Raw genomic sequence first — 23,198 nt, forward strand, 5'->3', positions numbered from 1 at the left:
AGGTCTTTGGTTTGAATCGTTGACGGTGACTTGGTAGTCATCTTACGTAAAAAGCAGCTCATCTCCCGACAACGATAGGTAACAGTGGCGTTCCAGTTTGAACTCGTTAAACTGCCCCGGCGTTCACTTTTTTCTTCTGGGGCTTGAGCATGAAATTTCGTTTTCTCCTGTGGATGCTGGGCTTGCTGATGCGCAAGGCCAGCCGGACCAACCCGGCTTTTCAGCAGCAGTTGGCCGACAAGGACCTGGTGTTCCAGTTGCAGACTCAGGACGGCAAGGTGGCACGGCATTTCGTGGTCAAAGACCAGCGCATCACCAGCAAGTCCGGGCTGTATGCCGAGCCGGCCTTCGCCATCGCTTTCAAGGACGCAGCCTACGGTTTCGCCACGATGCAGGCGAAGAACAAGCAACTGGCATTCATGACCGGGATCCAGGACAAGTCGATCCAGATCAAGGGCAACCCGGCGCTGGTGATGTGGTTCCAGGGGCTGACCAAGTATCTGAAGCCGCGCAAGGCCAAGCCTAAGGCGTGAGGTCGACGCTGGCGCCGGGCAGCGTAGTGCCTAGGTGTGGGAGAACTGCGACGCCAGTTCGCGCAACAGCACTTCGGCATCCAGCACCTTGCTGACCGCTTCCTCGGCTTTGTCGCGGGTCAGGCCCAGGCGCTCGAGCAGGGCGTCGGGGATGTTGGTGTCCGGGCCGGAACCGACGCCTCGGCTGCGTAGCAGGCGTACGGCCAGGCACACCAGGTTGGCATACTCGGCGAATTCGCCGTCGTAGCTTGGGTCGTGCTGGAAGCGCAGGGCGGTGGCCAGTTCGTCGGGCATGTCCCAGTGGCGCATCAGCCAGGCGCCGATCTGTTCCCGGCTGATCCCCAGCAAATGCTGCTCGATATAGGTGTGGCACAGGTGCGGGTTGACCTCCAGGTGACGGCAGATCAGCGAGAAGTGTGGCGGGAAGACATGGGCCAACAGCAGGTAGCCAAAGTTGTGCAGCAGGCCCGCCAGGTAGGTCAGGCCGGCTTCCGGGCGTTGGGCCCGCGGCATGGCCCGGGTCAGGCCTTCGATGACGGCGGCGGTGTAGATTGACTGCTGCCAGTACGGCGTGGCCTGTTGTGGGTGATCCTTGGGCAGGCTCAGGGTTTTCCCCAGGGCCAGGCCCAGTGCCAGGTTGATCACCAGGTCAAAGCCCAGTACGCGGACAATTGCGTCTTCCACCGAGCGGATCTTGCCCGGTGACGCGTAGTACGGCGATGCCGCCCAGCTCACGACCTGGGCGGCGAGTGCCGGATCGGTTTCGACGACGCCGGTGATGTCGTCGATGGTGGCATTGGGGTCGACCCGCAGTTTGATGATTTTCTGTGCGGAACCGGCCAGGGGTGGAATCTCGATGGTCGCTTCCAGGCGTTGCTGGATGCGGCGCGCGGTGAAGGCCTGGACGGCCTGGGTGATTTCCTCGCGGTCATCTCCCGGTCGGTCGAGGTTCGGCCGGATGCGGCTCAGCGGCTCGCCAAACTTTGCGGCGCTGGCCTGGGTGAGCATGCTCTTGAAGTCTTCGTCGCGGATTTCCAGGAGCATGCCTGGCTCGCCGGAATTGATCAGCAGCAGTGGCTGGTCGAGCAGGCTTTGTTCGTACAGGCACGGAGAGCTGGTGAGGGCCGGCAGGCCGGGCAGCAGGCTCAGGTTGTGCTTGCCGAGCATGCGCTCCAGGCGGTCCTGCGGCACTGCGGTGAGGCGGCGACCGGTGAGTTCGGCCAGGCGATTGAGGTCCAGCAACTGGCTCTGCGGGAACAGCACCATGAGCGCACCGATGGCGTCGTCGAGCAGCACTGCCTGGACCTTGCGCTCGGCATTCAGGCCTGGGTGTTCAAGCACTTCGGTGTAGCCGATGCCTAGCTTGCCGAGCAATAGCCGGATAACCGACGGCGTGTGCGGGGTTTCGCCAGCGAGAGCAACTTCAGTCATGGTCTGGATCCGATCCCTACAATTTCGAGAGTATAACCAGCTTGCGGGTGCCCTTGCTGGCCAAGCCAGGCGACACGTTACACCTGGCCGTATTGTTGACCATGGCGTAGCCAGCGATCCAGCAACGGGCTGACATGGTGCGGCCAACGTTCCAGCAGCGCCTGGGCCGCGTCGCGCACCGCGGGTAACAGGTCGGCGTCGCGCATCAGGTCGGCGACCTTGAATTGCAGCAGGCCGGTCTGGCGAGTGCCAAGCATTTCGCCGGGGCCGCGCAGCTCAAGGTCCTTTTCGGCGATCACAAATCCGTCGTTGGTTTCGCGCATGATGCCCAGGCGTTGCCGGCCGATCTGCGACAGCGGTGGGTGGTAGAGCAGCACGCAGTGGCTGGCGGCGCTGCCTCGGCCCACCCGGCCACGCAGTTGGTGCAATTGCGCCAGGCCCAGGCGCTCCGGGTTTTCGATGATCATCAAGCTGGCATTGGGCACGTCGACCCCGACTTCGATCACCGTGGTGGCCACCAGCAGTTGCAAGGCCCCGGCCTTGAACTCGGCCATCACCGCGGCCTTTTCCGCAGGCTTCATGCGGCCGTGGATCAGCCCCACCTTCAATTCGCCGAGGGCGGCGGTGAGGTCGGCAAAGGTGGTCTCGGCGGCCTGGCAGGTGAGTTCTTCCGATTCCTCGATCAGGGTGCACACCCAATACGCCTGGCGCCCTTCGGCACAAGCCCCGCGCACGCGCTCGATGACTTCGACGCGGCGCGTGTCGGTGACCAGCACGGTATTGACCGGGGTGCGCCCGGGCGGCAGTTCATCGAGGATCGAGGTGTCGAGGTTGGCGTAGGCGCTCATGGCCAGGGTGCGTGGAATCGGCGTGGCGGTCATGATCAACTGGTGTGGACACATCCGCCCGCCCACGCCTTTCTGGCGCAGCGCGAGGCGTTGCTGGACGCCGAAGCGGTGCTGTTCGTCGATGATCACCAGCGCCAGGTTCTTGAACTGCACTTCATCCTGAAACAGTGCGTGGGTGCCGACCACCATTGGCGTGCCGCTGGCGATCTGTTCGAGGGCGGCGACACGGTTCTTGCCCTTGAGCTTGCCGGCCAGCCAGGCGACTTCCAGGCCCAGGGGCTCGAGCCAGCGCTTGAAGGTGATGAAGTGTTGTTCGGCGAGAATCTCGGTGGGCGCCATCAATGCCACCTGGTAGCCAGCTTCCAGTGCTTGCAGGGCGGCGAGGGCGGCGACTACGGTCTTGCCGGCGCCGACATCGCCCTGGATCAGCCGCAGCATGGGTTCGTGCTGGCTCATGTCGTAGGCGATTTCATTGCCCACCCGTTGCTGCGCGCCGGTCGGCGGGAAGCCCAGGTTGGCCAGGTATTGGGCCGGCAATCGGCTGGCCTTGGGCATGGCCGGCGCGCGTAGCGAACGCATGCTTTCGCGCAGGCGTTGTTGCGACAACTGATGGGTCAGCAACTCTTCGAATGCCAGGCGATGTTGCGCCCAGTGGTGGCCCAGGGCGAGTTCGTCGACATCGGCATCGGCGGGTGGGTGATGCAGGTAGCGGATTGCGTCGTCCAGCGGCGCCAGTTGGTAGTCACGCGCCAGTTCGCTGGGCAACCAGTCCGGCAGGCTGCTGGGGCCGAGCAAGGTCAGGGTTTGCTGGCACAGTTGGCGCAAACGCTGTTGGGTCAGGCCTTCGGTGAGCGGGTAGACCGGGGTCAGGGTTTCATCTACCGGCGGCGGTTCGTCGCCGGTGATGGCGCGGTACTCCGGGTGGTAGATCTCCAGGCCCGATGCGCCGGGCCGTGCTTCGCCGTAGCAGCGCACGCGGGTGCCACGTTTCAGGCCTTCCTTTTGCGCGTTGCTGAAATGGTAGAAACGCAGGCTCAAGCCGCCGGTGCCGTCCTGCAGGCGTACTACCAGGCTGCGGCGCCGGCCCATGACCACGTCGGCGCCGCTGACGGTGCCTTCGATCACAGCATCCTGCCCGGGCCGCAAATGACCGATGGGCACCACCCGGGTGCGGTCTTGGTAGCGCAGCGGCAGGTGAAACAGTACGTCCTGGAGGTTCTCCAGGCCGACCTTGGCGAGTTTTTCGGCCATGGCTTCGCCGACACCCTTGAGTGCCGTGACCGACACTTGCGACAGCTCCGTCATGGCGAACGCTTAACCCGCAGCCGTGGCCGGCTTGGCCACCGAGCAGAGGCGGATCGAGTCGGCGAGGATTTCAATTGCTTTGGGCCGCGGGAAGCTGGCGCGCCAGGCGATGGCCACGGTGCGGAACGGCACCGGTGGGGTCAGCGGGCGCACTTCGATCACGCCGGGGGCGTAGTGGTGACTGTCGACGGCCGACAGCGGCAGGATCGAGATGCCCAAGCCCGAGGCCACCATGTGGCGGATGGTTTCCAGCGAGCTGGATTCGACCGTGGTGTGCTTGGCACCGTCGTTGCCCTTGGCCAGGGTCGGGCAGGCTTCGAGGACCTGGTCGCGGAAGCAGTGACCTTCACCGAGCAGCAACAGGCTCTTGTCGTTGAGCAGGCTGGCGTCGATGGTGTCTTTCTGGGTCCAGGGGTGCTGGGCCGGCATCAGGACGTAGAACGGCTCGTCGTAGAGTTGCAGGGTCAGCACGTCGGCTTCGTTGAACGGCAGGGCGATGATGATCGCGTCCAGCTCGCCGTTGCGCAGTTTGTCGCGCAGCACGTGGGTGAAGTTCTCTTCGATGTACAACGGCATCTGCGGGGCGACCCGGTGCAGTTGTGGAATCAGGTGCGGGAACAGGTACGGGCCGACGGTGTAGATCGCGCCGACCTTGAGCGGCGCGGTCAGCTGGTTCTTGCCGGCCTGGGCCAGTTCACGGATGCCTTGGGCCTGCTCCAGGACCTTCTGGGCCTGGGCGACGATGCCTTCGCCGACCGGAGTCAGGCGCACCGCGCTTTTGCTGCGCTCGAAAATCAGCACACCGAGTTCGTCTTCAAGCTTTTTCACGCCCACCGACAGGGTCGGCTGACTGACGTGGCAGCGTTCAGCCGCGTGGCCGAAATGCTGTTCTTGGGCGAGGGTAACGATGTAGCGTAATTCTGTGAGGGTCATAGCGGGCGTCCGTGAAGTTGCGGGCCAAGCATACCGGCTGCAATCGATAGACGCACGTTATCAGACTGAGTGTGTGGAGTGACACTGGGCAATGCATCTTTGCCGTTGCCGGATATGCAGAAGGCACCTTTCGGTGCCTTCCTTGTGTGCGCCCAGCATGGGCGCAATCTTGCGGGTGAAAGTCCCGTCGTAAGCTGACCACAGCGAACGAAGTGAAGCGCAACTGCATGAGGGCGACCGAGTGTGGGGAGGAAGCGTGAATCGAAGCCATGAGCCGATGTACAAGAACCGGATACAAGGCGAAGCCGATCAGGGCGAGCGGGCACAAAACCGCGAAGCTCTTGTGGTCAAGGGTCAGGCAGCGTAAATCCGGCGGTTGTGTGGTGAAGGATTGCGTTCTTACCTGGGGAGATCTCGCTTTGTGCCTGAAAGGGCGACGGCGCTAGCTGGAGCGAGAAGTCAGCAGAGGCCATAGTAGTCTTTTTTTTTTGACGAAGGGCCGAACGAGAGAAAGCGTCATAGGCCATGTTGATGCGAGAAACCGGAAGTCAGATGCCCGCCAAACGCGGGGCGGATGGAGACTGCGAGCGGTGAAACCGTGAGAAGCTCGATCAGCGACGAGGTCAATCGCCCGCAAAATGAAACCGACAACGCAGGGCAAGGGCTGCTGGAGCGGGCCTTTGCGAGAGAAAACCTGAAGCGGGCATGGAAGCGGGTCAAGGCTAACAAAGGTGCATCGGGAGTCGACGGTCTGGGTATTGATCAGACAGCCGAACACCTGCTGACCCAGTGGGCAGCGATTCGTGAACAGCTTATGTCAGGCGTCTACCGGCCCTGTCCGGTACGACGGGTAGTCATTCCCAAGCCAGATGGCGGTGAACGCGAGTTGGGTATTCCGACGGTCACTGACCGTTTGATCCAACAGGCCTTGCTGCAAGTCTTGCAGCCGTTACTCGATCCTACTTTCAGTGAACACAGCTACGGCTTCCGCCCGGGACGCTGTGCGCAGGGCGCTGTCTTGGCGGCTCAGCGCTACGTGTCCTCGGGACGCAAAGTGGTGGTGGATGTTGATCTGGAGAAGTTCTTCGACCGGGTTGATCACGATATTTTGATTGATCGTTTAGGTAAACGGATTGCGGATCGGGCGGTTATCCGTCTGATTCGGGCGTATCTGGATGCGGGAACGTTGATCAATGGCGTGATCGAGAAAAGCCGCTACGGGGCGCCGCAAGGCGGCCCGCTGTCGCCGCTGTTGGCGAATGTGCTGCTGGATGAAGTGGATCGGGAGCTTGAGCGTCGAGGTCATTATTTTGTGCGCTATGCCGACGACGCGAACGTTTATGTTCGCAGCCAGAAGGCAGGTGAGCGAGTCATGGTCTTGCTGAAACGCCTTTATGAAAAGCTGCACTTGAGCGTCAACGAAAGCAAAAGTGCAGTGACGAGTGCGTTTGGCCGCAAGTTTCTGGGCTACGAATTGTGGTCAGCCCGCGGCGATGTCAAACGCGCTGCATCCTACAAAGCGCAGAAGCAGTTCAAGCAGCGAATACGCTGGTACACCCGACGCTCGTGTGGCCGCAGCTTGCAGCAGATTGTCGATGAACTGCGACCTTACCTTTTGGGTTGGAAAGCTTATTTCGGGTTGTCGCAAACCCCAGCCGTCTGGCGTGCGCTGGACGAATGGATACGACACCGATTGCGAGCTATCCAGCTTAAACAATGGAAGCGCGGAACGACGACATATCGTGAGCTGCGAGCACTTGGCGCGAGTAACCAAGTGGCGCAGAACGTGGCAGCAAACACCTGCCGCTGGTGGCATAACAGTCGTCTGGATCTAAATCGCGTGCTTAATATTGCGTGGTTCGACAGGCTGGGATTGGTACGTCTCTCATAACCTCAATCTCTCGAACCGCCCGGTGCGGACCCGCATGCCGGGTGGTGTGGCAGGGGCGCGGCCTGTGAAGGTCGTCCCCTATGCCGATAGGGCATGGTGTTGCTTAACGGCGCTTCTTCTCCAGCGAGTACACAAACGGTGCGACGATTTCGATCGAGCCGTTGTTGAGCATATCGGCCGGTGGCTTGGGCAGGGGCTGGGCGCGGCGGATCATTTCCAGGGTGGCCCGGTCCAGATCGGCGTTGCCGGAGCGTCCTACCAGCTCATAGGACAACACCTTGCCTTCGGCATCGACCACAAACCGCAAGCGGTTCAGGCCTTCCTTGCCGCGTGCCTGGGCGCCCGGCGGGTACTTCTTGTACTTCTGCAGGTGCGCCAGCAGTGTGCCTTGCCAACTGGCCTTGGCGGCATTTTGTGCTGCCGTTGGGCCGGGGCTGGGCTGTGCCGATTTGGCGGGCGGTACGTTGCTTGGCTGGGCCTCGGACGGTGGCGTTTCCGAAGGTTTTTCCTTCACCGGCTCAGGCTTTTTCTCTACCGGTTTAGGCGGCTGAGGCTTGGGCTTGGGTTTTGGCTTGGGCACCGAGATCGTCGGTTTTGGCGCTTCGGCCAGTTTCGGCAGCGGCAGTTCTTCTACCGGTGTCGGCGGTTGGGGTGGCGTTACGACCTTGGGCGGTGCCGGTTGCGGTGGCGCCGGAACCGGCGCCAACTCGACCAGCATCGCCATCGGCGGCAGCGTGACGGGGGGCGAGGACTTCCAGTTGAGCGCGAGGATTACCGCGACCGCGTGGACGCCGAGCACCACCGCCAGGCTAGCGCTGTAACGCGTCAGCTTTTGGCGCGTCGTGATCATTTTTTGGCTGCCGTCTCAAGTCCGACCAGGCCGACCTTCAGGTAACCGGCTGCCCGCAGGGCATCCATTACGTGCATCAGGTCGCCATAGTCCACGCCTTTGTCGGCCTGGAAGAAGATGGTGGTGTCCTTCTTGCCCTGGGTGCGAGCATCAAGGGTCGCGCCGAGGGTCTCGGTCTTGACTTCGTCTTCGCCCAGGTACAGCCGTTGGTCGGCCTTGACGCTGAGGAACACCGGTTTCTCCGGTCGCGGCGCCGGCTTGGCGCTGGAGGCGGGCAGGTCAACCTTGATGTCCACGGTGGCCAGCGGGGCCGCCACCATGAAGATGATCAACAGCACCAGCATTACGTCGATGAACGGCGTAACGTTGATTTCGTGGTTCTCGGCGAGGTCGTCGCTCGCGCCTTCCTTCAAATGCAAGCCCATGGCTGATTACCCTACTTTGACCATATGCGGCTGCGAGGAGCGCTCGCTTGGCAGGTGATCGAGGTCGCGGCTGACCAGCAGCAGGACTTCAGCGGAGGCGTCGGAGACCTGAGCCTTGTAGCCGGCGATGGAGCGGGCGAAGACGTTGTAGATGACCACGGCAGGAATCGCCGCCACCAGGCCCAGCGCGGTTGCCAGCAGGGCTTCGGCGATGCCGGGGGCGACCACGGCGAGGTTGGTGGTCTGGGTCTTGGCGATGCCAATGAAGCTGTTCATGATGCCCCACACGGTGCCGAACAGGCCGACGAAGGGAGCGGTGGAGCCGATGGTGGCCAGCACGCCGGTGCCATTGCTCATGTTGCGACCGCAGGCCGCGACCAGGCGCTCCAGGCGGAAGCTGACACGTTCCTTGATGCCTTCCTTTTCACGGCTGTTGGCCGACAGGCGCATCTCTTCCAGGGCGTCATGGACCAGCAGGTTGGCCAGGGTCCCGGCCTTGGTGGCGGTAGCGCTGGCTTCCTTGAGGGTGGTGGCCTTTTTCAGGTGAGTGATTTCACTGCGCAGGCGACGCTTGGCAGCCATCAGCTCGAAGCCCTTGGCGATCCAGATGGTCCAGGTGATGACCGAGGCGATGGCCAGGCCGATCATCACGATCTTCACGATGATGTCGGCGTTCTGGTACATGCCCCACGGCGACAGGTCATGGGCCATGCCCAAGGTGTTGTCGGCTTCCAGGACTTCAGGCTCGTCAGCGGTAGGTGCGTCGCTAGCCAGTGCCGGGTCGGTAGCGACCGGCGTCACGGTTGGCGCTGCGTGGTCGGCGTTGCCATGGGCGGCGTCGGCGGCCGGTGCAGGTGCTACTGCTGCGGCTGGCGCGGTGGCGGAGGTTGGCTCATCGGCGAACGCTGCGGTGGGGGCCAGCAGGAGACTGAACACCAGTGCGGCTACGGCGCTCAAGGCGCGCAACGGGCGGACGGGTGTGGTTGGCGAAGCGGAGAGTGGATTGCGTGTCATGCTGGCCGGACCTGAGAGAAAAAGAGGGTTAATGTCCTTCCAGGCCTCGTGGGGCCGAGAACAAAGTGGCGGGCATTATTGCAATTAATTCTTGTTAACAGAAGTAATAGCGTCTCTTTTTTTCTTCTATTACTAGCCGCTCGTCCATTGTCGAGGCTAGTCTGTGCCTTTATCAGGGGAGTGAATTGATGTCCGCGCCTAGTGTATTGATCGCCGGTTGTGGTGATGTCGGCGGCCGTCTGGCTGAGCAAATGCTGGCAAAAGGCTGGCAGGTCTATGGGTTGCGTCGCACCATTGCCAACTTGCCGGCTGGGGTGATCGGGGTCGCCGGTGATCTGTTCAACGAAGATTGCCCAGAGACCTGGCCTGTCGGAGCTGTGGACTACCTGGTGTATTGCGCGGCAGCCACCGATCACGACGAGGCGGGCTATCGCGCGGCCTATGTGCAGGGCCTGCAGCATGCGCTGGGCTGGCTGGACGACTACGGCCAGGTGCCCGAGCGTTTGCTGTTTGTCTCCAGCAGCAGTGTCTACGAGCAGCAGGACGGTGGTTGGGTCGATGAAACCGCTCCGGCCGAGGCTTCGGCGTATTCCGGGCGGGTGATGCTGGAGGCCGAGCAGATAGCACTGGGCAGCGGCATCCCGGCCAGCGTGGTGCGCTTGACCGGAATTTACGGTCCGGGCCGCGAGTGGCTGTTGACTCAGGTGCGTCGTGGCTATCGTGTGGCCGTGGACCCGCCGTTGTATGGCAACCGGATTCACGCCGACGATGCGGCCGGGTTGCTGGCGTTCCTGCTCGATGCCAACCATCAGGGTGTGGCGCTGGACGATTGCTACATTGGCGTCGACGATGCACCCGCCCCGCTGGCCGAGGTGGTGATGTGGCTGCGCGAATACCTGGGAGTGACGGAGTGGGCCGAAGACGCCAGCGTGCGGCGTACCGGCAGCAAGCGTTGCAGTAATGCGCGGGCGAAGGCGTTGGGCTGGAAGCCCCGGTATCCGACTTATCGCGAGGGCTATGCAGCGATTCTGGCGGGCAAGGCCTGAGGCGGGAGCGAGCCGGGCGGGATTGCGGCTGCGCGCGATGCACGTCATCGATTACGCGCGCTGCCTGAGTCCATGCGTTAGCCCTGAGTTCATCGCGAGCAGGCTCGCTCCCACCGTTTCCTGGCGGCTTACTGCTTTTCCAGGGTCCACTGGCGAGTGCCAGGGGAGAACGACGGTTTTTCATCGGCCTGTGCGCCGTTGACCGCCTGGAAAATCTCCATGTCATCGCCCTTGCGGGTAAAGATCCATGGGTTGCCCTGCTCGTTGAGTTGCAGCCAGATGGTGTCATTGCCACCGCTCATCGACGCGCAATCACCGGCCAGGCACAAGGCGTAGCGATCGGCACCGGGCAAACCCTGCACTGAGCCGTCGGCCTGGAACTGCACAGTATTGCCTTCTCCAGGGCCGTTGACGATCTTCCAGCCACCGCCCAGGTAGGCCGAATAAAGTGCACGCTCAAAGCTGGCACCCAGCGGGGCGCCTACGGGAACGGCTTCCTTGGGCAGGTCAAACGTCTGCTCCGGCTCATTGTCGTTGGCCGCTTGTTGCAGTTGTTTGCCATCGCGTTTCAATTCGCTGCCGGAGCTGCCGTACACCTCGATCTTCCAGGTGCCGGATTGTTCGCCGAGGATCTTGCCTTCGATGTTTTCAAAGCCATTGGTGTAGCGCGCCTGGCTGGCCTTGGTGTTGACGTCCCATTCCAGGTTCGGGCCATTGGCTTGCAGGGCTTCACGCAGCGGAACGCCCTTGGCTGCGGCATCGATAGCCGCCTGGTTGATCCAGGTGCCGCTGATGTCGCGGTCGGCAGGGTCACTGGCACAGCCGCCGAGCAGCACCGCAAGCAACGAGAGAGCTAGCGCTTTGCGCATGAGGAAATCCTTTGGGAGCGGGGTCGGCGTTACCTGTCAGGTAACGCCGCGCGTGTTACTCGATTACCAGAATGGCGTCCATTTCAACCTGGGAGCCCTTTGGCAGGGCAGCCACGCCGATGGCGGCGCGGGCAGGGTAAGGCTGGTCGAAGTACTTGCCCATGATCTCGTTGACCTTGGCGAAGTGGCTCAGGTCGGTGAGGAAGATGTTCAGCTTGACGATGTCCTTGAAGGATCCGCCGGCAGCTTCTGCTACTGCCTTGAGGTTCTCGAACACCTGGACGGTCTGGGCTTCGAAGCCTTCAACCAGTTCCATGGTTTTTGGGTCGAGCGGGATCTGGCCGGACATGTAGACGGTGTTGCCGGCCTTGATCGCCTGGGAATAAGTGCCGATAGCGGCTGGGGCCTTGTCGCTGGTGATAACTGTCTTGGTCATTGATGACTCCTTGTAATGGCTTGGCTACGTTAGCGAGCTATGCACGCATGCGGGTGATGCGGATCACCCCGGTCAGGGCGCGCAGTTTCTTGATCACGCGGGCCAGGTGCACGCGGTCGTGTACGCTGACCACCAGTTGAACCACGCTGATGCGACCATCGCGTTCGTCCATGCTGATTTTCTCGATGTTGCCGTCGGCGGCATTGACGCTGCTGGCCAACAGGGCGATCAGGCCGCGCTGGTGTTCCAGTTCGACGCGCAGCTCGACGTTGAATTCGCCGGTGACATCCTTGGCCCACGACAACTGGATGCATTTTTCCGGGTTGTGGCGGATTTCGCTGATGTTGCGGCAGTTGTCCAGGTGCACGACCATGCCTTTGCCCGCGGACAGGTGGCCGACGATCGGATCGCCCGGAATCGGCGTGCAGCACTTGGCGTAGCTGAGCACCAGGCCTTCGGTGCCGCGGATCGCCAGCGGACCTTCCGGGCTGGGCAGTTGTTCGCCTTCGCCCAGTAGGCGTCGGGCCACGACATAGGCCATGCGATTGCCCAGGCCGATGTCTTCGAGCAGGTCTTCGATCAGTTCGAGGCGGTACTCGGCGAGCATGGCCTTGACCCGCTCGGCCGGGATTTTTTCCAGCGAGCTGTCAAAGCCGTTGAGCACCTTGTTCAGCAGGCGTTCGCCGAGGCTGATGGATTCGGAACGGCGTTGCAGTTTCAGGGCATGGCGGATGTGGGTGCGTGCCTTGCCGGTGACCACAAAGTTGAGCCACGCCGGATTAGGTCGAGCGCCCGGGGCGCTGACGATCTCGACTGTGGAGCCGCTTTGCAGGGGCTCGGACAGCGGTGCCAGGCGGCGGTTGATCCGGCAGGCGATGCAGCTGTTGCCGACGTCGGTGTGCACCGCGTAGGCGAAGTCGACCGCCGTGGAGCCTTTGGGCAGCTCCATGATCCGGCCTTTGGGCGTGAATACGTAGACCTCGTCCGGGAACAGGTCGATCTTCACGCTTTCAATGAATTCCAGCGAGTTGCCGGCGCGTTGCTGCATTTCCAGCACGCCCTTGACCCACTGGCGGGCGCGGGCATGGGTGCCTTTGGGCTGCTCGTCACCGCTGGACTTGTACAGCCAGTGCGCGGCGATGCCATTGTTGGCCATCTCTTCCATTTCACGGGTACGGATCTGGATCTCGATCGGTACGCCGTGCATGCCGAACAGCGTGGTGTGCAGCGACTGGTAGCCGTTGGCCTTGGGGATTGCGATGTAATCCTTGAAGCGCCCCGGCAGTGGTTTGTACAAATTATGTACAGCGCCTAGCACGCGGTAGCAGGTATCGACCTTGTCGACGATGATCCGGAACGCGTAGACGTCCATGATCTCGTTGAAGGCCCGACGTTTGCCGCGCATTTTTTTGTAGATGCCGTAGAGGTGTTTCTGCCGGCCGCTGACTTCGCCCTGGATTTCATCGACGGCCAGGCAGTGGCTCAAGGACTCTTCGATCTTGTTGACGATTTCCTTGCGGTTGCCCCGGGCGCGTTTAACGGCCTGGTTGATCCGCGCGGAACGCATTGGGTGCATGGCCTTGAAGCCGAGGTCTTCGAACTCTATGCGGATGGCGTGCATGCCCAGCCGGTTGGCAATGGGGGCATAGATTTCCAGGGTTTCCTTGGCGATGCGCCGGCGTTTTTCACCGGACAGCACTTCCAGCGTACGCATGTTGTGCAGGCGGTCGGCCAGCTTGACCAGGATCACGCGAATGTCGCGCGCCATGGCCATGGCCATCTTCTGGAAGTTTTCCGCTTGGGCCTCAGCCTTGGTCTCGAAATTCATCTGGGTCAGTTTGCTGACCCCATCGACCAATTCGGCCACGGTTTCGCCGAACTGCGCTTGCAGCGCTTCCTTGGCAATACCGGTGTCTTCGATCACGTCATGCAGCATTGCCGCCATCAGGCTCTGATGGTCCATGTGCATGTCGGCAAGAATATTGGCCACGGCAAGAGGATGCGTGACATACGCCTCGCCACTGCGGCGGCGTTGGCCGTCGTGGGCTTGTTCGGCGTAGAAATACGCTCGGCGGACCAGGTTGACCTGGTCATTGCCGAGGTAGGTCGATAAGCGATCGGCGAGGGCGTCTATGCTCGGCATGATGACTCCTGCCGATGGCTGTGATCCCGCGCCGTGCTACGTCGACCAGGCATAGGCTTAGACGGCCTCGTTGGACTCGTCCTCGAACGCTGCGAACAGCGGTTCGTCTTCGACGATTTCAGCATTGGCGATGAACTCGTAGCTCATCAGGCCTTCGGCGATTTCACGCAGGGCGACAACGGTAGGCTTGTCGTTTTCCCACTGGACCAGTGGCTCTTTGCCGCCGGTGGCCAGTTGACGGGCACGCTTGGTAGAGAGCATGACCAGCTCAAAGCGGTTTTCCACGTGTTCTAGGCAGTCTTCAACGGTTACGCGGGCCATGGTATTCCTCGGAGCGAATGCAATATGCGCGCTGCCCGGTTGGGCGAGCGGACTCAACAGTTTAAAAAATCACCAGCGATTAGGGAAGCGCTGATTTTTTAACCAAGCTCTTCAACGCGCTGCAAGTGCCAATGTAAAGCCCTTGCAGCGGTTTTGGGAAGTGCTGTTTAACCGAGCAATTCGGCCAGAAGTTTGCCGTGAAGCTGCTGCTGGCGCTTCTGATGCAGCTGATTGGCGCGAAAGATCGCCTGCAAATCGTGCAAGGCGTGGGCGAAATCGTCGTTGATGATCAGGTAGTCATAGTCGACGTAGTGGCTCATTTCGCTGACGGCTTCGCGCATCCGGCCGTCAATGATCTCGTCGCTGTCCTGGCCGCGATTGGTCAGGCGCTGGTGCAATGCCTGCAGGGACGGCGGCAGGATGAAGATCGAGCGGGCCTGCGGCATCAATTTGCGCACTTGCTCGGCGCCTTGCCAGTCGATTTCCAGGATCAGGTCATGGCCTTCGTCCAGGGTCTGCTGCAGGTGGCTTTGCGAGGTGCCGTAGAGGTTGCCGAACACCTCGGCGCGCTCGAGGAAGTCGCCGTGCTCGATCATCTTCACGAACTCGCTGCGCTCGACGAAGTGATAGTTCACCCCGTTCTCTTCACCGGGACGCATGGCGCGGGTGGTGTGGGAGACCGAGACGCGGATCCGCTGGTCGGCGTCCGTCAGGGCCTTGACCAGGCTGCTCTTGCCTGCGCCCGAGGGGGCGGAAATGATGTACAGGGTGCCGGTGCTGTGGGTCATGTCGGGGTTGCCTTACTCAATGTTCTGCACTTGTTCGCGCATTTGCTCGATCAACACTTTGAGGTTGACCGCAGCCTGGGTGCTGCGCGGGTCGAAAGCTTTGGAGCCCAGGGTGTTGGCTTCACGGTTGAGCTCCTGCATCAGGAAGTCCAGGCGCCGGCCGGCGGCGCCGCCGGACTTGAGGACGCGGCGAACTTCAATGATGTGGGTGCTCAAGCGGTCCAGTTCCTCGGCGACGTCGCTCTTTTGCGCGAGCATGACCATTTCCTGCTCCAGGCGTTGCGGGTCGAGTTCGGCCTGCATGTCGGCAAAGCGGTCGAGGACTTTCTGGCGTTGGGTGGCGAGCATCTGCGGGACCAGTTCGCGCAGGGTCACGACGTCTTCTTCAATGGCGCTCAGGCGCTCGCTGATCAGTCGCGCCAACTCCGCGCCTTCGCGCTCGCGGCCAGCCTTGAGCTCCTTGAGGCCCTGGTTGAACAGCGCCAGCGCCTCGGCATTCAGCGCTTGCGGGTCGCTGGCATCGGCCACCAGGACTCCTGGCCAGGCCAGCACTTCCAGCGGGTTGAGTGCCGCGGGATTGCTGATCAGGCTGGCAATGGTTTCGGCGGCGGCGATCAGTTGCGCGGCGCGCTCGCGGTCAACCTGCAGCGCCTTGCCGGCGGTTTCTTCGGTAAAACGCAGGGTGCATTCGAGCTTGCCTCGCGACAGGCCCTGGCGCAGTGCCTCGCGCACGTTGCCTTCGAGGTCACGGAAGGACTCTGGCAGGCGCAGGTGCGGTTCCAGATAGCGGCTGTTGACCGAGCGCAACTCCCAGCTCAGGGTGCCCTGGCTGCCGGCTTTTTCGACGCGGGCAAAGGCGGTCATGCTGTGCACCATGGCGGTACCTCGCGATGCAGGTCGCTAGCGAACCCCGGGGTTCGGCGGACCTGCTTGAATGAATTAAAGCCCACAGGCAACAAAGGCGCGCGATTGTAGCGCAGTGCAGCGGGAGCTCCCAAACGAGGCGTGCGACAAAGCGCTGCAGCTCGTCGCAGCGTGCGCTGCAGAGCCCTCGCTCGTCGCCGGTTTTTTTTTAGAAGTGCCCAGGCGTGCCCGGCCGCCCTATAATGCTCGGCAGATTTCCGTCCTTCGTACAGGTATCCCCTATGAAACGTCCAAGTGGTCGCGCTGCCGATCAGCTTCGCTCGATCCGCATCACCCGCAACTACACCAAACATGCCGAGGGATCTGTACTGGTCGAGTTCGGTGATACCAAGGTGATCTGCACCGTCAGCGTCGAGAACGGCGTACCGCGCTTCCTCAAGGGCCAGGGCCAGGGCTGGTTGACCGCCGAGTACGGCATGCTGCCGCGCGCCACCGGTGAACGTAACCAGCGTGAAGCGAGCCGTGGCAAGCAAGGCGGCCGCACCCTGGAAATCCAGCGCCTGATCGGCCGTTCGCTGCGCGCTGCGCTGGATATGTCCAAGCTCGGCGATGTAACCCTGTACGTCGATTGCGACGTGATCCAGGCCGACGGCGGTACTCGTACTGCCTCGATCACCGGCGCCATGGTGGCCTTGGTCGATGCCTTGAAAGTGATCAAGAAGCGTGGCGGCCTGAAAGGCGGCGACCCGCTCAAGCAAATGATCGCAGCCGTGTCGGTGGGCATGTACCAGGGCGAGCCAGTGCTGGACCTGGACTACCTGGAAGATTCGGCAGCCGAGACCGACCTGAACGTGGTGATGACCAGCACCGGTGGTTTCATCGAAGTGCAGGGCACCGCCGAAGGCGCGCCGTTCCAGCCTGAAGAGCTGACCGCGATGCTGGAACTGGCGAAAAAAGGCATGGCCGAGATTTTCGACCTGCAACAGGCTGCGCTGGCTGACTGATTGTTCCGGTCGCCAGCAAGGAGAGTGTCATGAGTGATGAGCAACTGCCGCTGCCCGTGCCGAGCCGTGAGGTTCGCCAGTGGGCGATGTTCTGTCATCTCTCGGCCTTGCTGGGGATCTGGGTGCCCTTCGGCTCGCTGATCGGCCCGCTGATTCTGTGGCAAATGAAGCGTGAGATGGACCCGTTCATCGACGACCAGGGCAAGGAGGCGCTGAATTTCCAGATCAGCGTGGCCATTGCCTCGGCGATCTGCCTGCTGTTGATGGTGGTGGTGATCGGCTTCTTCTTGTTTGGCCTATTGGCCATTGGCGCGTTGGTGCTGACCATCATTGCCGGAGTCAAGGCCAATGAGGGGCAGGTGTATCGCTACCCGTTCACCTGGCGACTGATCAAATAATAACCAGGTGCATTGCCGGTGGGAGCGGGCTTGCCCGCGATAGCGATCTGGCAGGCAGCACATGGGCTGAAGGTCATGGCCTCATCGCGGGCAAGCCCGCTCCCACAAAAAAGCCGACATCGCTGTCGGCTTTTTTGTGTCTTGCGAAACGACGCCTAGATGGTCAGCGTCCAGTCGTAGTCCACGATCAGCGGTGCGTGCTGCGAGAACCGCGGTTGACGTGGCAGGCGTGCACTGCGAACAAAGCGGCGCAGGCCTGGGGTCAACAGCTGGTAGTCGAAGCGCCAGCCCAGGTTGAGCATCTCAGCCTGTTCGTTGTCTGGCCACCAGCTGTACTGGTCGCCTTCACGGCTGACTTCGCGCAGGGCGTCGACATAACCCATGTTGCCGACAATCTCGTCCATCCAGGCACGCTCAGGTGCCAGGAAGCCCGGGGATTGCTGGCTGTCGCGCCAGTTCTTGATATCCAGCTTCTGTTGCGCCACGTACAGCGAGCCACAATAAATGTACTCGCGCCGCTTGCGCCGCTGTTTATCCAGATAACGGGCGAAATCGTCCATTAGCTTGAACTTCTGGTTCAAGTCTTCATCGCCGTTCTGCCCCGAAGGGAGCAGCAAGGTCGCGATGCTGACCTTGTCGAAATCGGCTTGCAGGTAGCGCCCGTAGCGGTCGGCCGTCTCGAAACCGAGACCGCTGATGACAGCCTTCGGTTGCAGCCGCGAATACAAAGCCACGCCACCTTGGGCGGGGACTTCGGCATCGCAGGCATAAAGGAAGTAGCCATCCAGTTGGAAGGCTGGATCGTCCAGTTCAAAGGCGGAGGCGCGGGTGTCCTGCAGGCAGATGACGTCGGCATTCTGGGCTTGCAGCCAACTGAGCAAACCGCGCTCGACTGCCGCCTGAATACCATTGACGTTCACACTGATGATCCGCATAAATGGCCCCAAAAATCGCGTGCGTGTATGATACACGGCGTCAAGCTAATTAGCTAAATCCGTGGTATTTGGGGTTTTTTGCATGCAAGCGTATCAGCGCGATTTCATTCGTTTTGCCATCGATCGCGGCGTTTTGCGCTTCGGTGAGTTCACCCTGAAGTCCGGGCGCACCAGCCCTTACTTCTTTAATGCCGGCCTGTTCAACTCCGGCAGCGCCTTGGCGCAGCTGGGTCGCTTCTATGCGGCGGCCATTGTCGAGAGCGGTATTGCCTTCGACGTGCTGTTTGGTCCGGCGTACAAGGGCATCCCGTTGGCGGCCACCACCGCAGTGGCCCTGGCTGAACACCACGACCGTGACCTGCCATGGTGCTTCAACCGCAAGGAAGCCAAGGCCCACGGCGAGGGCGGCAGCTTGGTTGGTGCGCCGCTGACCGGCGAAGTGCTGATCATCGACGACGTGATTACCGCGGGCACCGCGATCCGTGAAGTGATGCAGATCATCGCTTCCCAGGAAGGCGCCAAGGCTGCTGGCGTGTTGATCGCCCTCAACCGTCAGGAGCGTGGTAGTGGCGAACTGTCGGCGATCCAGGAAGTGGAGCGTGACTTCGCGATTCCGGTGATCAGCATCGTTTCGTTGAACCAGGTCCTGGAGTTCCTGGCCGATGATCCTCAGCTCAAGCAGCATCTACCAGCCGTAGAAGCCTACCGCGCGCAGTTCGGCGTCTGATACGCCGCCCTGTAGGAGCAAGCCGCAAGCGGGCACTCGCTCCTACAAGGACCGCAGGCAAAAAAAGACCCCGCTCAGCCAGGCTGAGCGGGGTCTTTTTGCAGGTGCCAGCGCTTAAGGACGCTTGCGATTGCTGATCAGGGTGCCCACGCCGGTATCGGTGAAGATTTCCAGCAGGATCGCATTGGGTACCCGGCCATCGATGATCAGCGAACTGCCCACGCCGCCCTGTACGGCCTCCAGCGCGCACCGGATCTTCGGTAGCATGCCACCGTAGATGGTGCCGTCGGCGATCAGTTCGTCGACCTGTTGGGTCGTCAGGCCAGTCAGCACAGTGCCTGATTTGTCCATCAGGCCGGCGATGTTGGTCAGCAGCATCAGCTTCTCAGCTTTCAGCGCTTCGGCCACTTTACCGGCCACCAGGTCGGCGTTGATGTTGTACGACTCACCGTTGGCCCCCACGCCGATTGGCGCGATCACCGGGATGAAGTCACCCTTGACCAGCAGGTTGAGCAGATCGGTATTGATCCCGACCACTTCGCCCACTTGCCCGATGTCGATGATTTCCGGTTGGGTCATCTCTGGCGTCTGGCGTGTAACGGTGAGCTTCTTCGCGCGAATCAGCTCGGCGTCCTTGCCGGTCAGGCCGATGGCGCTGCCGCCATGGCGGTTGATCAGGTTGACGATGTCCTTGTTGACCTGACCGCCGAGGACCATCTCCACCACGTCCATGGTCTGGGCGTCTGTCACGCGCATGCCGTCGATGAAATGACTCTCGATCGACAGGCGCTTGAGCAGGTCACCGATTTGCGGGCCGCCACCGTGCACCACCACCGGGTTGATGCCCACGGCTTTCATCATCACGATGTCGCGGGCGAAGCCGGTTTTCAGCTCCTCGCTTTCCATCGCGTTGCCGCCGTATTTGATCACCAGCGTCTTGCCGACATAGCGGCGAATGTAAGGCAGCGCTTCGGACAGGACCTTGGCGGTGTTGGCGGCGGCTTCGCGTTCGAGGGTCATTCAGGGCTCCGGCACTTGTGTAAAAGGCGCTTCAAATAATCAAAACGGGAGTTGGAGGTCAGGTGCGACACGTTTCAGTTGAGCGTGGAACACATCCTTGATGCGCTGCAATTCGGCCTCGTCGTCGGCCTCGAAGCGCAGCACCAGCACCGGTGTGGTGTTGGAGGCGCGAACCAGGCCCCAGCCCTTGGCGTAGTCGACCCGTACACCGTCGATGGTGGTCAGGTCGGCGCCGTCGCCCCACTGGGCGTCGTGCAGTGCATCAATGATGCTGAATTTGCTCTCTTCGGTCACATGGATATTGATTTCCGGCGTAGAAATATCGTTCGGGAAGGTCTCGAACAGTTCCTGGGCCGTGGATTTCTCCTGGCTGAGGATCTCCAGCAGGCGAGCGGCGCTGTAGATGCCGTCGTCGAAACCGAACCAGCGCTCCTTGAAGAAGATGTGCCCGCTCATTTCGCCAGCGAGCAGGGCGCCGGTCTGCTTCATTTTTTTCTTGATCAGCGAGTGACCGGTTTTCCACATCAGTGGTCGACCGCCGTACTCCTTGATCAGCGGGGTCAGGCGACGGGTGCATTTGACATCGAAGATGATCTCGGCGTCCGGGTTGCGTGCTACCACGTCCTTGGCAAACAGCATCAGCAGGCGGTCCGGGAACACAATGTCGCCGGTATTGGTCACTACGCCGACACGGTCACCATCACCGTCGAAGGCCAGGCCCAGGTCGGCATTGGTTTGCTTGACCTTGGCGATCAGGTCCACCAGGTTTTCCGGTTTGCCCGGGTCCGGGTGATGGTTGGGGAAGTTGCCGTCGACTTCGCAGAACAGCGGGATCACTTCGCAATTCAGGGCCTCGATCAGCTGTGGGGCAATCACGCCGGCAGCGCCGTTACCGCAGTCAACCACCACTTTCAGGCGGCGTGCGAGCTTGATGTCCTGGACAATCTGGGCGCTGTAGCGATCGAGAATCTCGACCTTGGTGATGCTGCCTTGGCCGCTGGTCAGGTTGTTGCTTTTCAGGCGCTGGTGCAGGGCCTGAATCTGTTCGTTGGCCAGGGTGTCGCCAGCGATCACGATTTTGAAGCCGTTGTAGTCCGACGGGTTATGGCTGCCGGTGAGCATCACCCCGGACTTGCCCGCGAGGACGTTGGCGGCGTAGTACAGCGCCGGGGTTGGCACCAGGCCGACGTCGCTGACATGGCAGCCGGCATCGGCCAGGCCCTGGATCAGTTGCTCGACCAGTTCCGGGCCGGACAGGCGGCCGTCACGACCGACGCTGATGTTCGGCTCATCCTGGGCCAGGGTCTGGGCGCCGATGGCGCGACCGATCCAGTAGGCCGTTTCAGCGGTCAGGGTCTGCGGGACCACGCCACGGATATCGTAGGCGCGAAAGATGCTGTCGGGAAATGCAGGGGCGACGCGGGTTGTGTTACTCATCACTGGGGTTGCTCCAACTCAAAGGTTGCTGGACGGGCCGACGAGAGGTTCGTCGACGGGTTCAAACTGAAGGCTTTGACGGCGTTTTCGGTACAGAGTTCGTGGTGCACAAGTGCCATGCCATGGGGCTGGCACTGGTGCAGTCGACTGTTGTCTTGAATTCGCTCGCCAGATCCTGCAGTTGGCGTCTGTGCAAGGTTCATCCTGAAATGCAAAGCGTAGTGCCAGGGCCGTGCAGAGCGCCCGGTCCTGGCACTGGTGTTATCAGTGGCTGCCGGAATGGCCGAAACCACCGGTGCCGCGTTCGGTTTCAACGAACTCTTCAACCAGATCGAAGTGCGCCTGCACCACCGGTACCAGCACCAACTGGGCCAGCCGCTCACCCACCACGATGTTGAAGTCGGTCTGGCCACGGTTCCAGCAGGACACCATCAGTGGCCCCTGGTAGTCGGAATCGATCAGGCCGACCAGATTACCCAGCACGATGCCATGTTTGTGGCCCAGGCCCGAGCGCGGCAGGATCAATGCAGCCAGGCCCGGATCGCCGATGTATACCGACAGGCCAGTAGGGATCAGCAGGGTTTCTCCCGGCTTGATGACGGTGTCCTGTTCCAGCATCGCCCGCAGGTCAAGGCCGGCGGAACCGGGAGTGGCGTACTGGGGCAGCGGAAACTCGCTGCCGATGCGTGGGTCGAGGATCTTGGCTTGCAAAGCGTGCATACGAATTAAACCTGGTTCAGACGTTCGGCGATAAAAGTGATCAGCTGGCGGGCAATCTTGCCCTTGCTGGTCTGGGCAAAAAGGGTGGCGTGCAACTCACGGTCGATCACGCTGCAGGCGTTTTCCTCGCTGTTGAAGCCAATGCTGGGGTTGGCCACGTCGTTGGCGACGATCAGGTCGAGGTTCTTGTCCTTGAGCTTGCGTGCGGCGTAATCGAGCAGGTGTTCGGTTTCGGCGGCGAATCCGACGCTGAACGGACGATCAGGTCGGGTGGCAATGGTGGCCAGAATGTCAGGGTTGCGCACCATTTGCAGGACGAAGCCGTCGCCAGTCGTAGGGTCTTTCTTGAGTTTTTGCGGGGCGACGACTTCCGGACGGTAGTCCGCAACCGCAGCAGATGCGATGAACAGGTCGCAAGGGATCGCGGCCTCGCAGGCGGCCAGCATGTCGCGGGCGCTGACCACGTCGATGCGCGTCACCCGGTCCGGGGTCGGCAGGTGCACGGGGCCGGTGATCAGGGTCACACGGGCGCCGGCTTCCACCGCAGCTTCGGCCAGGGCAAAGCCCATTTTTCCGGAGCTGTGGTTGGTGATGTAGCGCACCGGGTCAATGTTTTCCTGGGTCGGACCGGCAGTGATCAGCACGTGCCGACCGGTCAGCGCCTGGCGCTGGAAGCAATCGGCGGCGCACTGGGCCAGGTCATCGGCCTCCATCATGCGGCCCATGCCGACGTCGCCGCAGGCCTGGCTGCCCGAGGCCGGGCCGAAGACCTTGAAGCCGCGGCTTTCAAGCAACTGGGTATTGGCCTGGGTGGCCGGGTCGCGCCACATCGCCTGGTTCATGGCCGGCGCCAGAGCCACGGTGGCGTCGGTGGCCAACACCAGGGTGGTCAGCAGGTCGTTGGCGATGCCTTGGGCCAGACGGGCGATCAGGTCCGCCGTGGCGGGGGCGATCAGCACCAGGTCAGCCCACTTGGCGAGCTCGATGTGGCCCATCGCGGCTTCGGCCGCAGGGTCCAGCAGGTCCAGGTGCACCGGGTGCCCGGAGAGGGCCTGCATGGTCAGCGGGGTGATGAACTCGCTGCCGCCGCGGGTCATGACCACGCGCACTTCGGCGCCCTGGTCGATCAGGCGGCGAACCAGTTCGGCGCTCTTGTAGGCAGCAATGCCGCCGCCGACGCCCAGAACGATGCGTTTCCGATACAGCCGCTGCATAGGTCTGCCTTTCAATTCGTTGGTGACATACGTGGCGAAACCCCCT

General features: G+C 61.8%; 22 protein-coding genes and 1 pseudogene. 6 read left to right on the top strand and 17 right to left on the bottom strand.

Going from position 1 to position 23,198, the window contains the following annotated elements:
- Window positions 1-149 precede the first annotated feature (149 nt).
- Window positions 150-533: an SCP2 sterol-binding domain-containing protein gene (locus ACM6IP_RS07110; protein ID WP_095164909.1), complete on the top strand. Its 384-nt coding sequence runs from the start codon at window positions 150-152 to the stop codon at window positions 531-533.
- Window positions 534-563: 30 nt separating this feature from the next.
- Here the strand turns inward: ACM6IP_RS07110 and ACM6IP_RS07115 are convergent, their stop codons facing one another.
- The 3 genes from ACM6IP_RS07115 to ACM6IP_RS07125 form a co-directional block, all read right to left on the bottom strand.
- Window positions 564-1,964 (bottom strand): aminoacyl-tRNA deacylase and HDOD domain-containing protein, encoded by a 1,401-nt coding sequence (locus tag ACM6IP_RS07115; protein ID WP_414861209.1) that lies wholly within the window; start codon window positions 1,962-1,964, stop codon window positions 564-566.
- 77 nt (window positions 1,965-2,041) lie between these two features.
- On the bottom strand, window positions 2,042-4,117 hold the full coding sequence (gene recG / locus ACM6IP_RS07120; protein WP_414861210.1) for an ATP-dependent DNA helicase RecG: 2,076 nt from the start codon (window positions 4,115-4,117) through the stop codon (window positions 2,042-2,044).
- A 9-nt stretch (window positions 4,118-4,126) separates the two neighbouring features.
- On the bottom strand, window positions 4,127-5,050 hold the full coding sequence (locus ACM6IP_RS07125) for a hydrogen peroxide-inducible genes activator (RefSeq protein WP_095164903.1): 924 nt from the start codon (window positions 5,048-5,050) through the stop codon (window positions 4,127-4,129).
- A gap of 574 nt (window positions 5,051-5,624) precedes the next feature.
- Here ACM6IP_RS07125 and ltrA point away from each other — a divergent pair.
- A complete protein-coding gene (gene ltrA / locus ACM6IP_RS07130) occupies window positions 5,625-6,941 on the top strand; it encodes a group II intron reverse transcriptase/maturase (protein ID WP_414861211.1) in 1,317 nt (438 codons plus the stop codon).
- A gap of 103 nt (window positions 6,942-7,044) precedes the next feature.
- On the opposite strand, the gene ACM6IP_RS07135 is transcribed toward ltrA, so the two are convergent.
- The 3 genes from ACM6IP_RS07135 to exbB are packed head-to-tail and all read right to left on the bottom strand — an operon-like array spanning window position 7,045 to window position 9,230.
- The gene (locus ACM6IP_RS07135) at window positions 7,045-7,791 is read right to left on the bottom strand and encodes an energy transducer TonB (protein WP_095164901.1); all 747 of its coding nucleotides are present in this window, start codon (window positions 7,789-7,791) and stop codon (window positions 7,045-7,047) included.
- Window positions 7,788-8,216: a TonB system transport protein ExbD gene (exbD, locus tag ACM6IP_RS07140; RefSeq protein WP_095164900.1), complete on the bottom strand. Its 429-nt coding sequence runs from the start codon at window positions 8,214-8,216 to the stop codon at window positions 7,788-7,790. Before exbD ends, ACM6IP_RS07135 begins: the two co-directional genes overlap by 4 nt.
- A gap of 6 nt (window positions 8,217-8,222) precedes the next feature.
- Entirely contained in the window at window positions 8,223-9,230 is a 1,008-nt protein-coding gene (exbB, locus tag ACM6IP_RS07145; RefSeq protein WP_159998589.1) for a tonB-system energizer ExbB, read from the bottom strand.
- A 188-nt stretch (window positions 9,231-9,418) separates the two neighbouring features.
- On the opposite strand from exbB, the gene ACM6IP_RS07150 reads away from it, so the two are divergent.
- Window positions 9,419-10,276 (top strand): SDR family oxidoreductase, encoded by an 858-nt coding sequence (locus tag ACM6IP_RS07150; RefSeq protein ID WP_414861212.1) that lies wholly within the window; start codon window positions 9,419-9,421, stop codon window positions 10,274-10,276.
- Window positions 10,277-10,404: 128 nt separating this feature from the next.
- Here ACM6IP_RS07150 and ACM6IP_RS07155 read toward each other — a convergent pair whose 3' ends face one another.
- The 6 genes from ACM6IP_RS07155 to ACM6IP_RS07180 form a co-directional block, all read right to left on the bottom strand.
- Window positions 10,405-11,145: a hypothetical protein gene (locus ACM6IP_RS07155; protein ID WP_095164894.1), complete on the bottom strand. Its 741-nt coding sequence runs from the start codon at window positions 11,143-11,145 to the stop codon at window positions 10,405-10,407.
- Between the two features lie 55 nt (window positions 11,146-11,200).
- Window positions 11,201-11,581, bottom strand: coding sequence for a RidA family protein (locus tag ACM6IP_RS07160; RefSeq protein ID WP_003229509.1), 381 nt, complete (start codon window positions 11,579-11,581; stop codon window positions 11,201-11,203).
- A 37-nt stretch (window positions 11,582-11,618) separates the two neighbouring features.
- The gene (gene spoT, locus ACM6IP_RS07165) at window positions 11,619-13,724 is read right to left on the bottom strand and encodes a bifunctional GTP diphosphokinase/guanosine-3',5'-bis pyrophosphate 3'-pyrophosphohydrolase (protein ID WP_414861213.1); all 2,106 of its coding nucleotides are present in this window, start codon (window positions 13,722-13,724) and stop codon (window positions 11,619-11,621) included.
- Window positions 13,725-13,781: 57 nt separating this feature from the next.
- Entirely contained in the window at window positions 13,782-14,045 is a 264-nt protein-coding gene (gene rpoZ / locus ACM6IP_RS07170; RefSeq protein ID WP_003177259.1) for a DNA-directed RNA polymerase subunit omega, read from the bottom strand.
- Between the two features lie 167 nt (window positions 14,046-14,212).
- A complete protein-coding gene (gmk, locus tag ACM6IP_RS07175; protein WP_095164889.1) occupies window positions 14,213-14,833 on the bottom strand; it encodes a guanylate kinase in 621 nt (206 codons plus the stop codon).
- 12 nt (window positions 14,834-14,845) lie between these two features.
- Window positions 14,846-15,709 (bottom strand): YicC/YloC family endoribonuclease, encoded by an 864-nt coding sequence (locus tag ACM6IP_RS07180; protein WP_095164887.1) that lies wholly within the window; start codon window positions 15,707-15,709, stop codon window positions 14,846-14,848.
- A gap of 269 nt (window positions 15,710-15,978) precedes the next feature.
- Between ACM6IP_RS07180 and rph the strand changes: the two genes are divergently transcribed.
- On the top strand, window positions 15,979-16,701 hold the full coding sequence (rph, locus tag ACM6IP_RS07185; RefSeq protein ID WP_095164885.1) for a ribonuclease PH: 723 nt from the start codon (window positions 15,979-15,981) through the stop codon (window positions 16,699-16,701).
- Between the two features lie 29 nt (window positions 16,702-16,730).
- The gene (locus ACM6IP_RS07190) at window positions 16,731-17,099 is read left to right on the top strand and encodes a DUF4870 domain-containing protein (RefSeq protein WP_095164884.1); all 369 of its coding nucleotides are present in this window, start codon (window positions 16,731-16,733) and stop codon (window positions 17,097-17,099) included.
- Window positions 17,100-17,254: 155 nt separating this feature from the next.
- On the opposite strand, the gene ACM6IP_RS07195 is transcribed toward ACM6IP_RS07190, so the two are convergent.
- Entirely contained in the window at window positions 17,255-18,034 is a 780-nt protein-coding gene (locus tag ACM6IP_RS07195; RefSeq protein WP_003176915.1) for an exodeoxyribonuclease III, read from the bottom strand.
- A gap of 82 nt (window positions 18,035-18,116) precedes the next feature.
- Here ACM6IP_RS07195 and pyrE point away from each other — a divergent pair, with 82 nt between their 5' ends.
- Window positions 18,117-18,761, top strand: coding sequence for an orotate phosphoribosyltransferase (gene pyrE / locus ACM6IP_RS07200; protein ID WP_414861214.1), 645 nt, complete (start codon window positions 18,117-18,119; stop codon window positions 18,759-18,761).
- A 114-nt stretch (window positions 18,762-18,875) separates the two neighbouring features.
- Here the strand turns inward: pyrE and argB are convergent, their stop codons facing one another.
- The 4 genes and pseudogenes from argB to coaBC form a co-directional block, all read right to left on the bottom strand.
- Window positions 18,876-19,781: an acetylglutamate kinase gene (gene argB, locus ACM6IP_RS07205; protein WP_095164880.1), complete on the bottom strand. Its 906-nt coding sequence runs from the start codon at window positions 19,779-19,781 to the stop codon at window positions 18,876-18,878.
- Between the two features lie 39 nt (window positions 19,782-19,820).
- A pseudogene (locus ACM6IP_RS07210) lies at window positions 19,821-21,227 on the bottom strand (phosphomannomutase/phosphoglucomutase); the annotation flags it as partial.
- A 255-nt stretch (window positions 21,228-21,482) separates the two neighbouring features.
- A complete protein-coding gene (gene dut / locus ACM6IP_RS07215) occupies window positions 21,483-21,938 on the bottom strand; it encodes a dUTP diphosphatase (RefSeq protein ID WP_095081992.1) in 456 nt (151 codons plus the stop codon).
- A gap of 5 nt (window positions 21,939-21,943) precedes the next feature.
- Window positions 21,944-23,152: a bifunctional phosphopantothenoylcysteine decarboxylase/phosphopantothenate--cysteine ligase CoaBC gene (coaBC, locus tag ACM6IP_RS07220; RefSeq protein WP_159998582.1), complete on the bottom strand. Its 1,209-nt coding sequence runs from the start codon at window positions 23,150-23,152 to the stop codon at window positions 21,944-21,946.
- Window positions 23,153-23,198: the final 46 nt, after the last annotated feature.

It is taken from the genome of Pseudomonas sp. IT-P176 (genome assembly GCF_949767245.1).
GTDB lineage: Bacteria > Pseudomonadota > Gammaproteobacteria > Pseudomonadales > Pseudomonadaceae > Aquipseudomonas.

Bases quoted from the DNA above. Each gene is read 5' to 3' on its own strand.
- dut (WP_095081992.1), bottom strand. From the start codon at position 21,938: ATGCACGCTTTGCAAGCCAAGATCCTCGACCCACGCATCGGCAGCGAG.
- exbD (WP_095164900.1), bottom strand. From the start codon at position 8,216: ATGGGCTTGCATTTGAAGGAAGGCGCGAGCGACGACCTCGCCGAGAAC.
- ACM6IP_RS07160 (WP_003229509.1), bottom strand. From the start codon at position 11,581: ATGACCAAGACAGTTATCACCAGCGACAAGGCCCCAGCCGCTATCGGC.
- ACM6IP_RS07195 (WP_003176915.1), bottom strand. From the start codon at position 18,034: ATGCGGATCATCAGTGTGAACGTCAATGGTATTCAGGCGGCAGTCGAG.
- ACM6IP_RS07115 (WP_414861209.1), bottom strand. From the start codon at position 1,964: ATGACTGAAGTTGCTCTCGCTGGCGAAACCCCGCACACGCCGTCGGTT.
- rpoZ (WP_003177259.1), bottom strand. From the start codon at position 14,045: ATGGCCCGCGTAACCGTTGAAGACTGCCTAGAACACGTGGAAAACCGC.
- ltrA (WP_414861211.1), top strand. From the start codon at position 5,625: ATGGAGACTGCGAGCGGTGAAACCGTGAGAAGCTCGATCAGCGACGAG.
- gmk (WP_095164889.1), bottom strand. From the start codon at position 14,833: ATGACCCACAGCACCGGCACCCTGTACATCATTTCCGCCCCCTCGGGC.
- ACM6IP_RS07155 (WP_095164894.1), bottom strand. From the start codon at position 11,145: ATGCGCAAAGCGCTAGCTCTCTCGTTGCTTGCGGTGCTGCTCGGCGGC.
- ACM6IP_RS07190 (WP_095164884.1), top strand. From the start codon at position 16,731: ATGAGTGATGAGCAACTGCCGCTGCCCGTGCCGAGCCGTGAGGTTCGC.
- argB (WP_095164880.1), bottom strand. From the start codon at position 19,781: ATGACCCTCGAACGCGAAGCCGCCGCCAACACCGCCAAGGTCCTGTCC.
- ACM6IP_RS07110 (WP_095164909.1), top strand. From the start codon at position 150: ATGAAATTTCGTTTTCTCCTGTGGATGCTGGGCTTGCTGATGCGCAAG.
- ACM6IP_RS07125 (WP_095164903.1), bottom strand. From the start codon at position 5,050: ATGACCCTCACAGAATTACGCTACATCGTTACCCTCGCCCAAGAACAG.
- ACM6IP_RS07150 (WP_414861212.1), top strand. From the start codon at position 9,419: ATGTCCGCGCCTAGTGTATTGATCGCCGGTTGTGGTGATGTCGGCGGC.
- rph (WP_095164885.1), top strand. From the start codon at position 15,979: ATGAAACGTCCAAGTGGTCGCGCTGCCGATCAGCTTCGCTCGATCCGC.
- exbB (WP_159998589.1), bottom strand. From the start codon at position 9,230: ATGACACGCAATCCACTCTCCGCTTCGCCAACCACACCCGTCCGCCCG.
- coaBC (WP_159998582.1), bottom strand. From the start codon at position 23,152: ATGCAGCGGCTGTATCGGAAACGCATCGTTCTGGGCGTCGGCGGCGGC.
- ACM6IP_RS07180 (WP_095164887.1), bottom strand. From the start codon at position 15,709: ATGGTGCACAGCATGACCGCCTTTGCCCGCGTCGAAAAAGCCGGCAGC.
- recG (WP_414861210.1), bottom strand. From the start codon at position 4,117: ATGACGGAGCTGTCGCAAGTGTCGGTCACGGCACTCAAGGGTGTCGGC.
- ACM6IP_RS07135 (WP_095164901.1), bottom strand. From the start codon at position 7,791: ATGATCACGACGCGCCAAAAGCTGACGCGTTACAGCGCTAGCCTGGCG.
- spoT (WP_414861213.1), bottom strand. From the start codon at position 13,724: ATGCCGAGCATAGACGCCCTCGCCGATCGCTTATCGACCTACCTCGGC.
- pyrE (WP_414861214.1), top strand. From the start codon at position 18,117: ATGCAAGCGTATCAGCGCGATTTCATTCGTTTTGCCATCGATCGCGGC.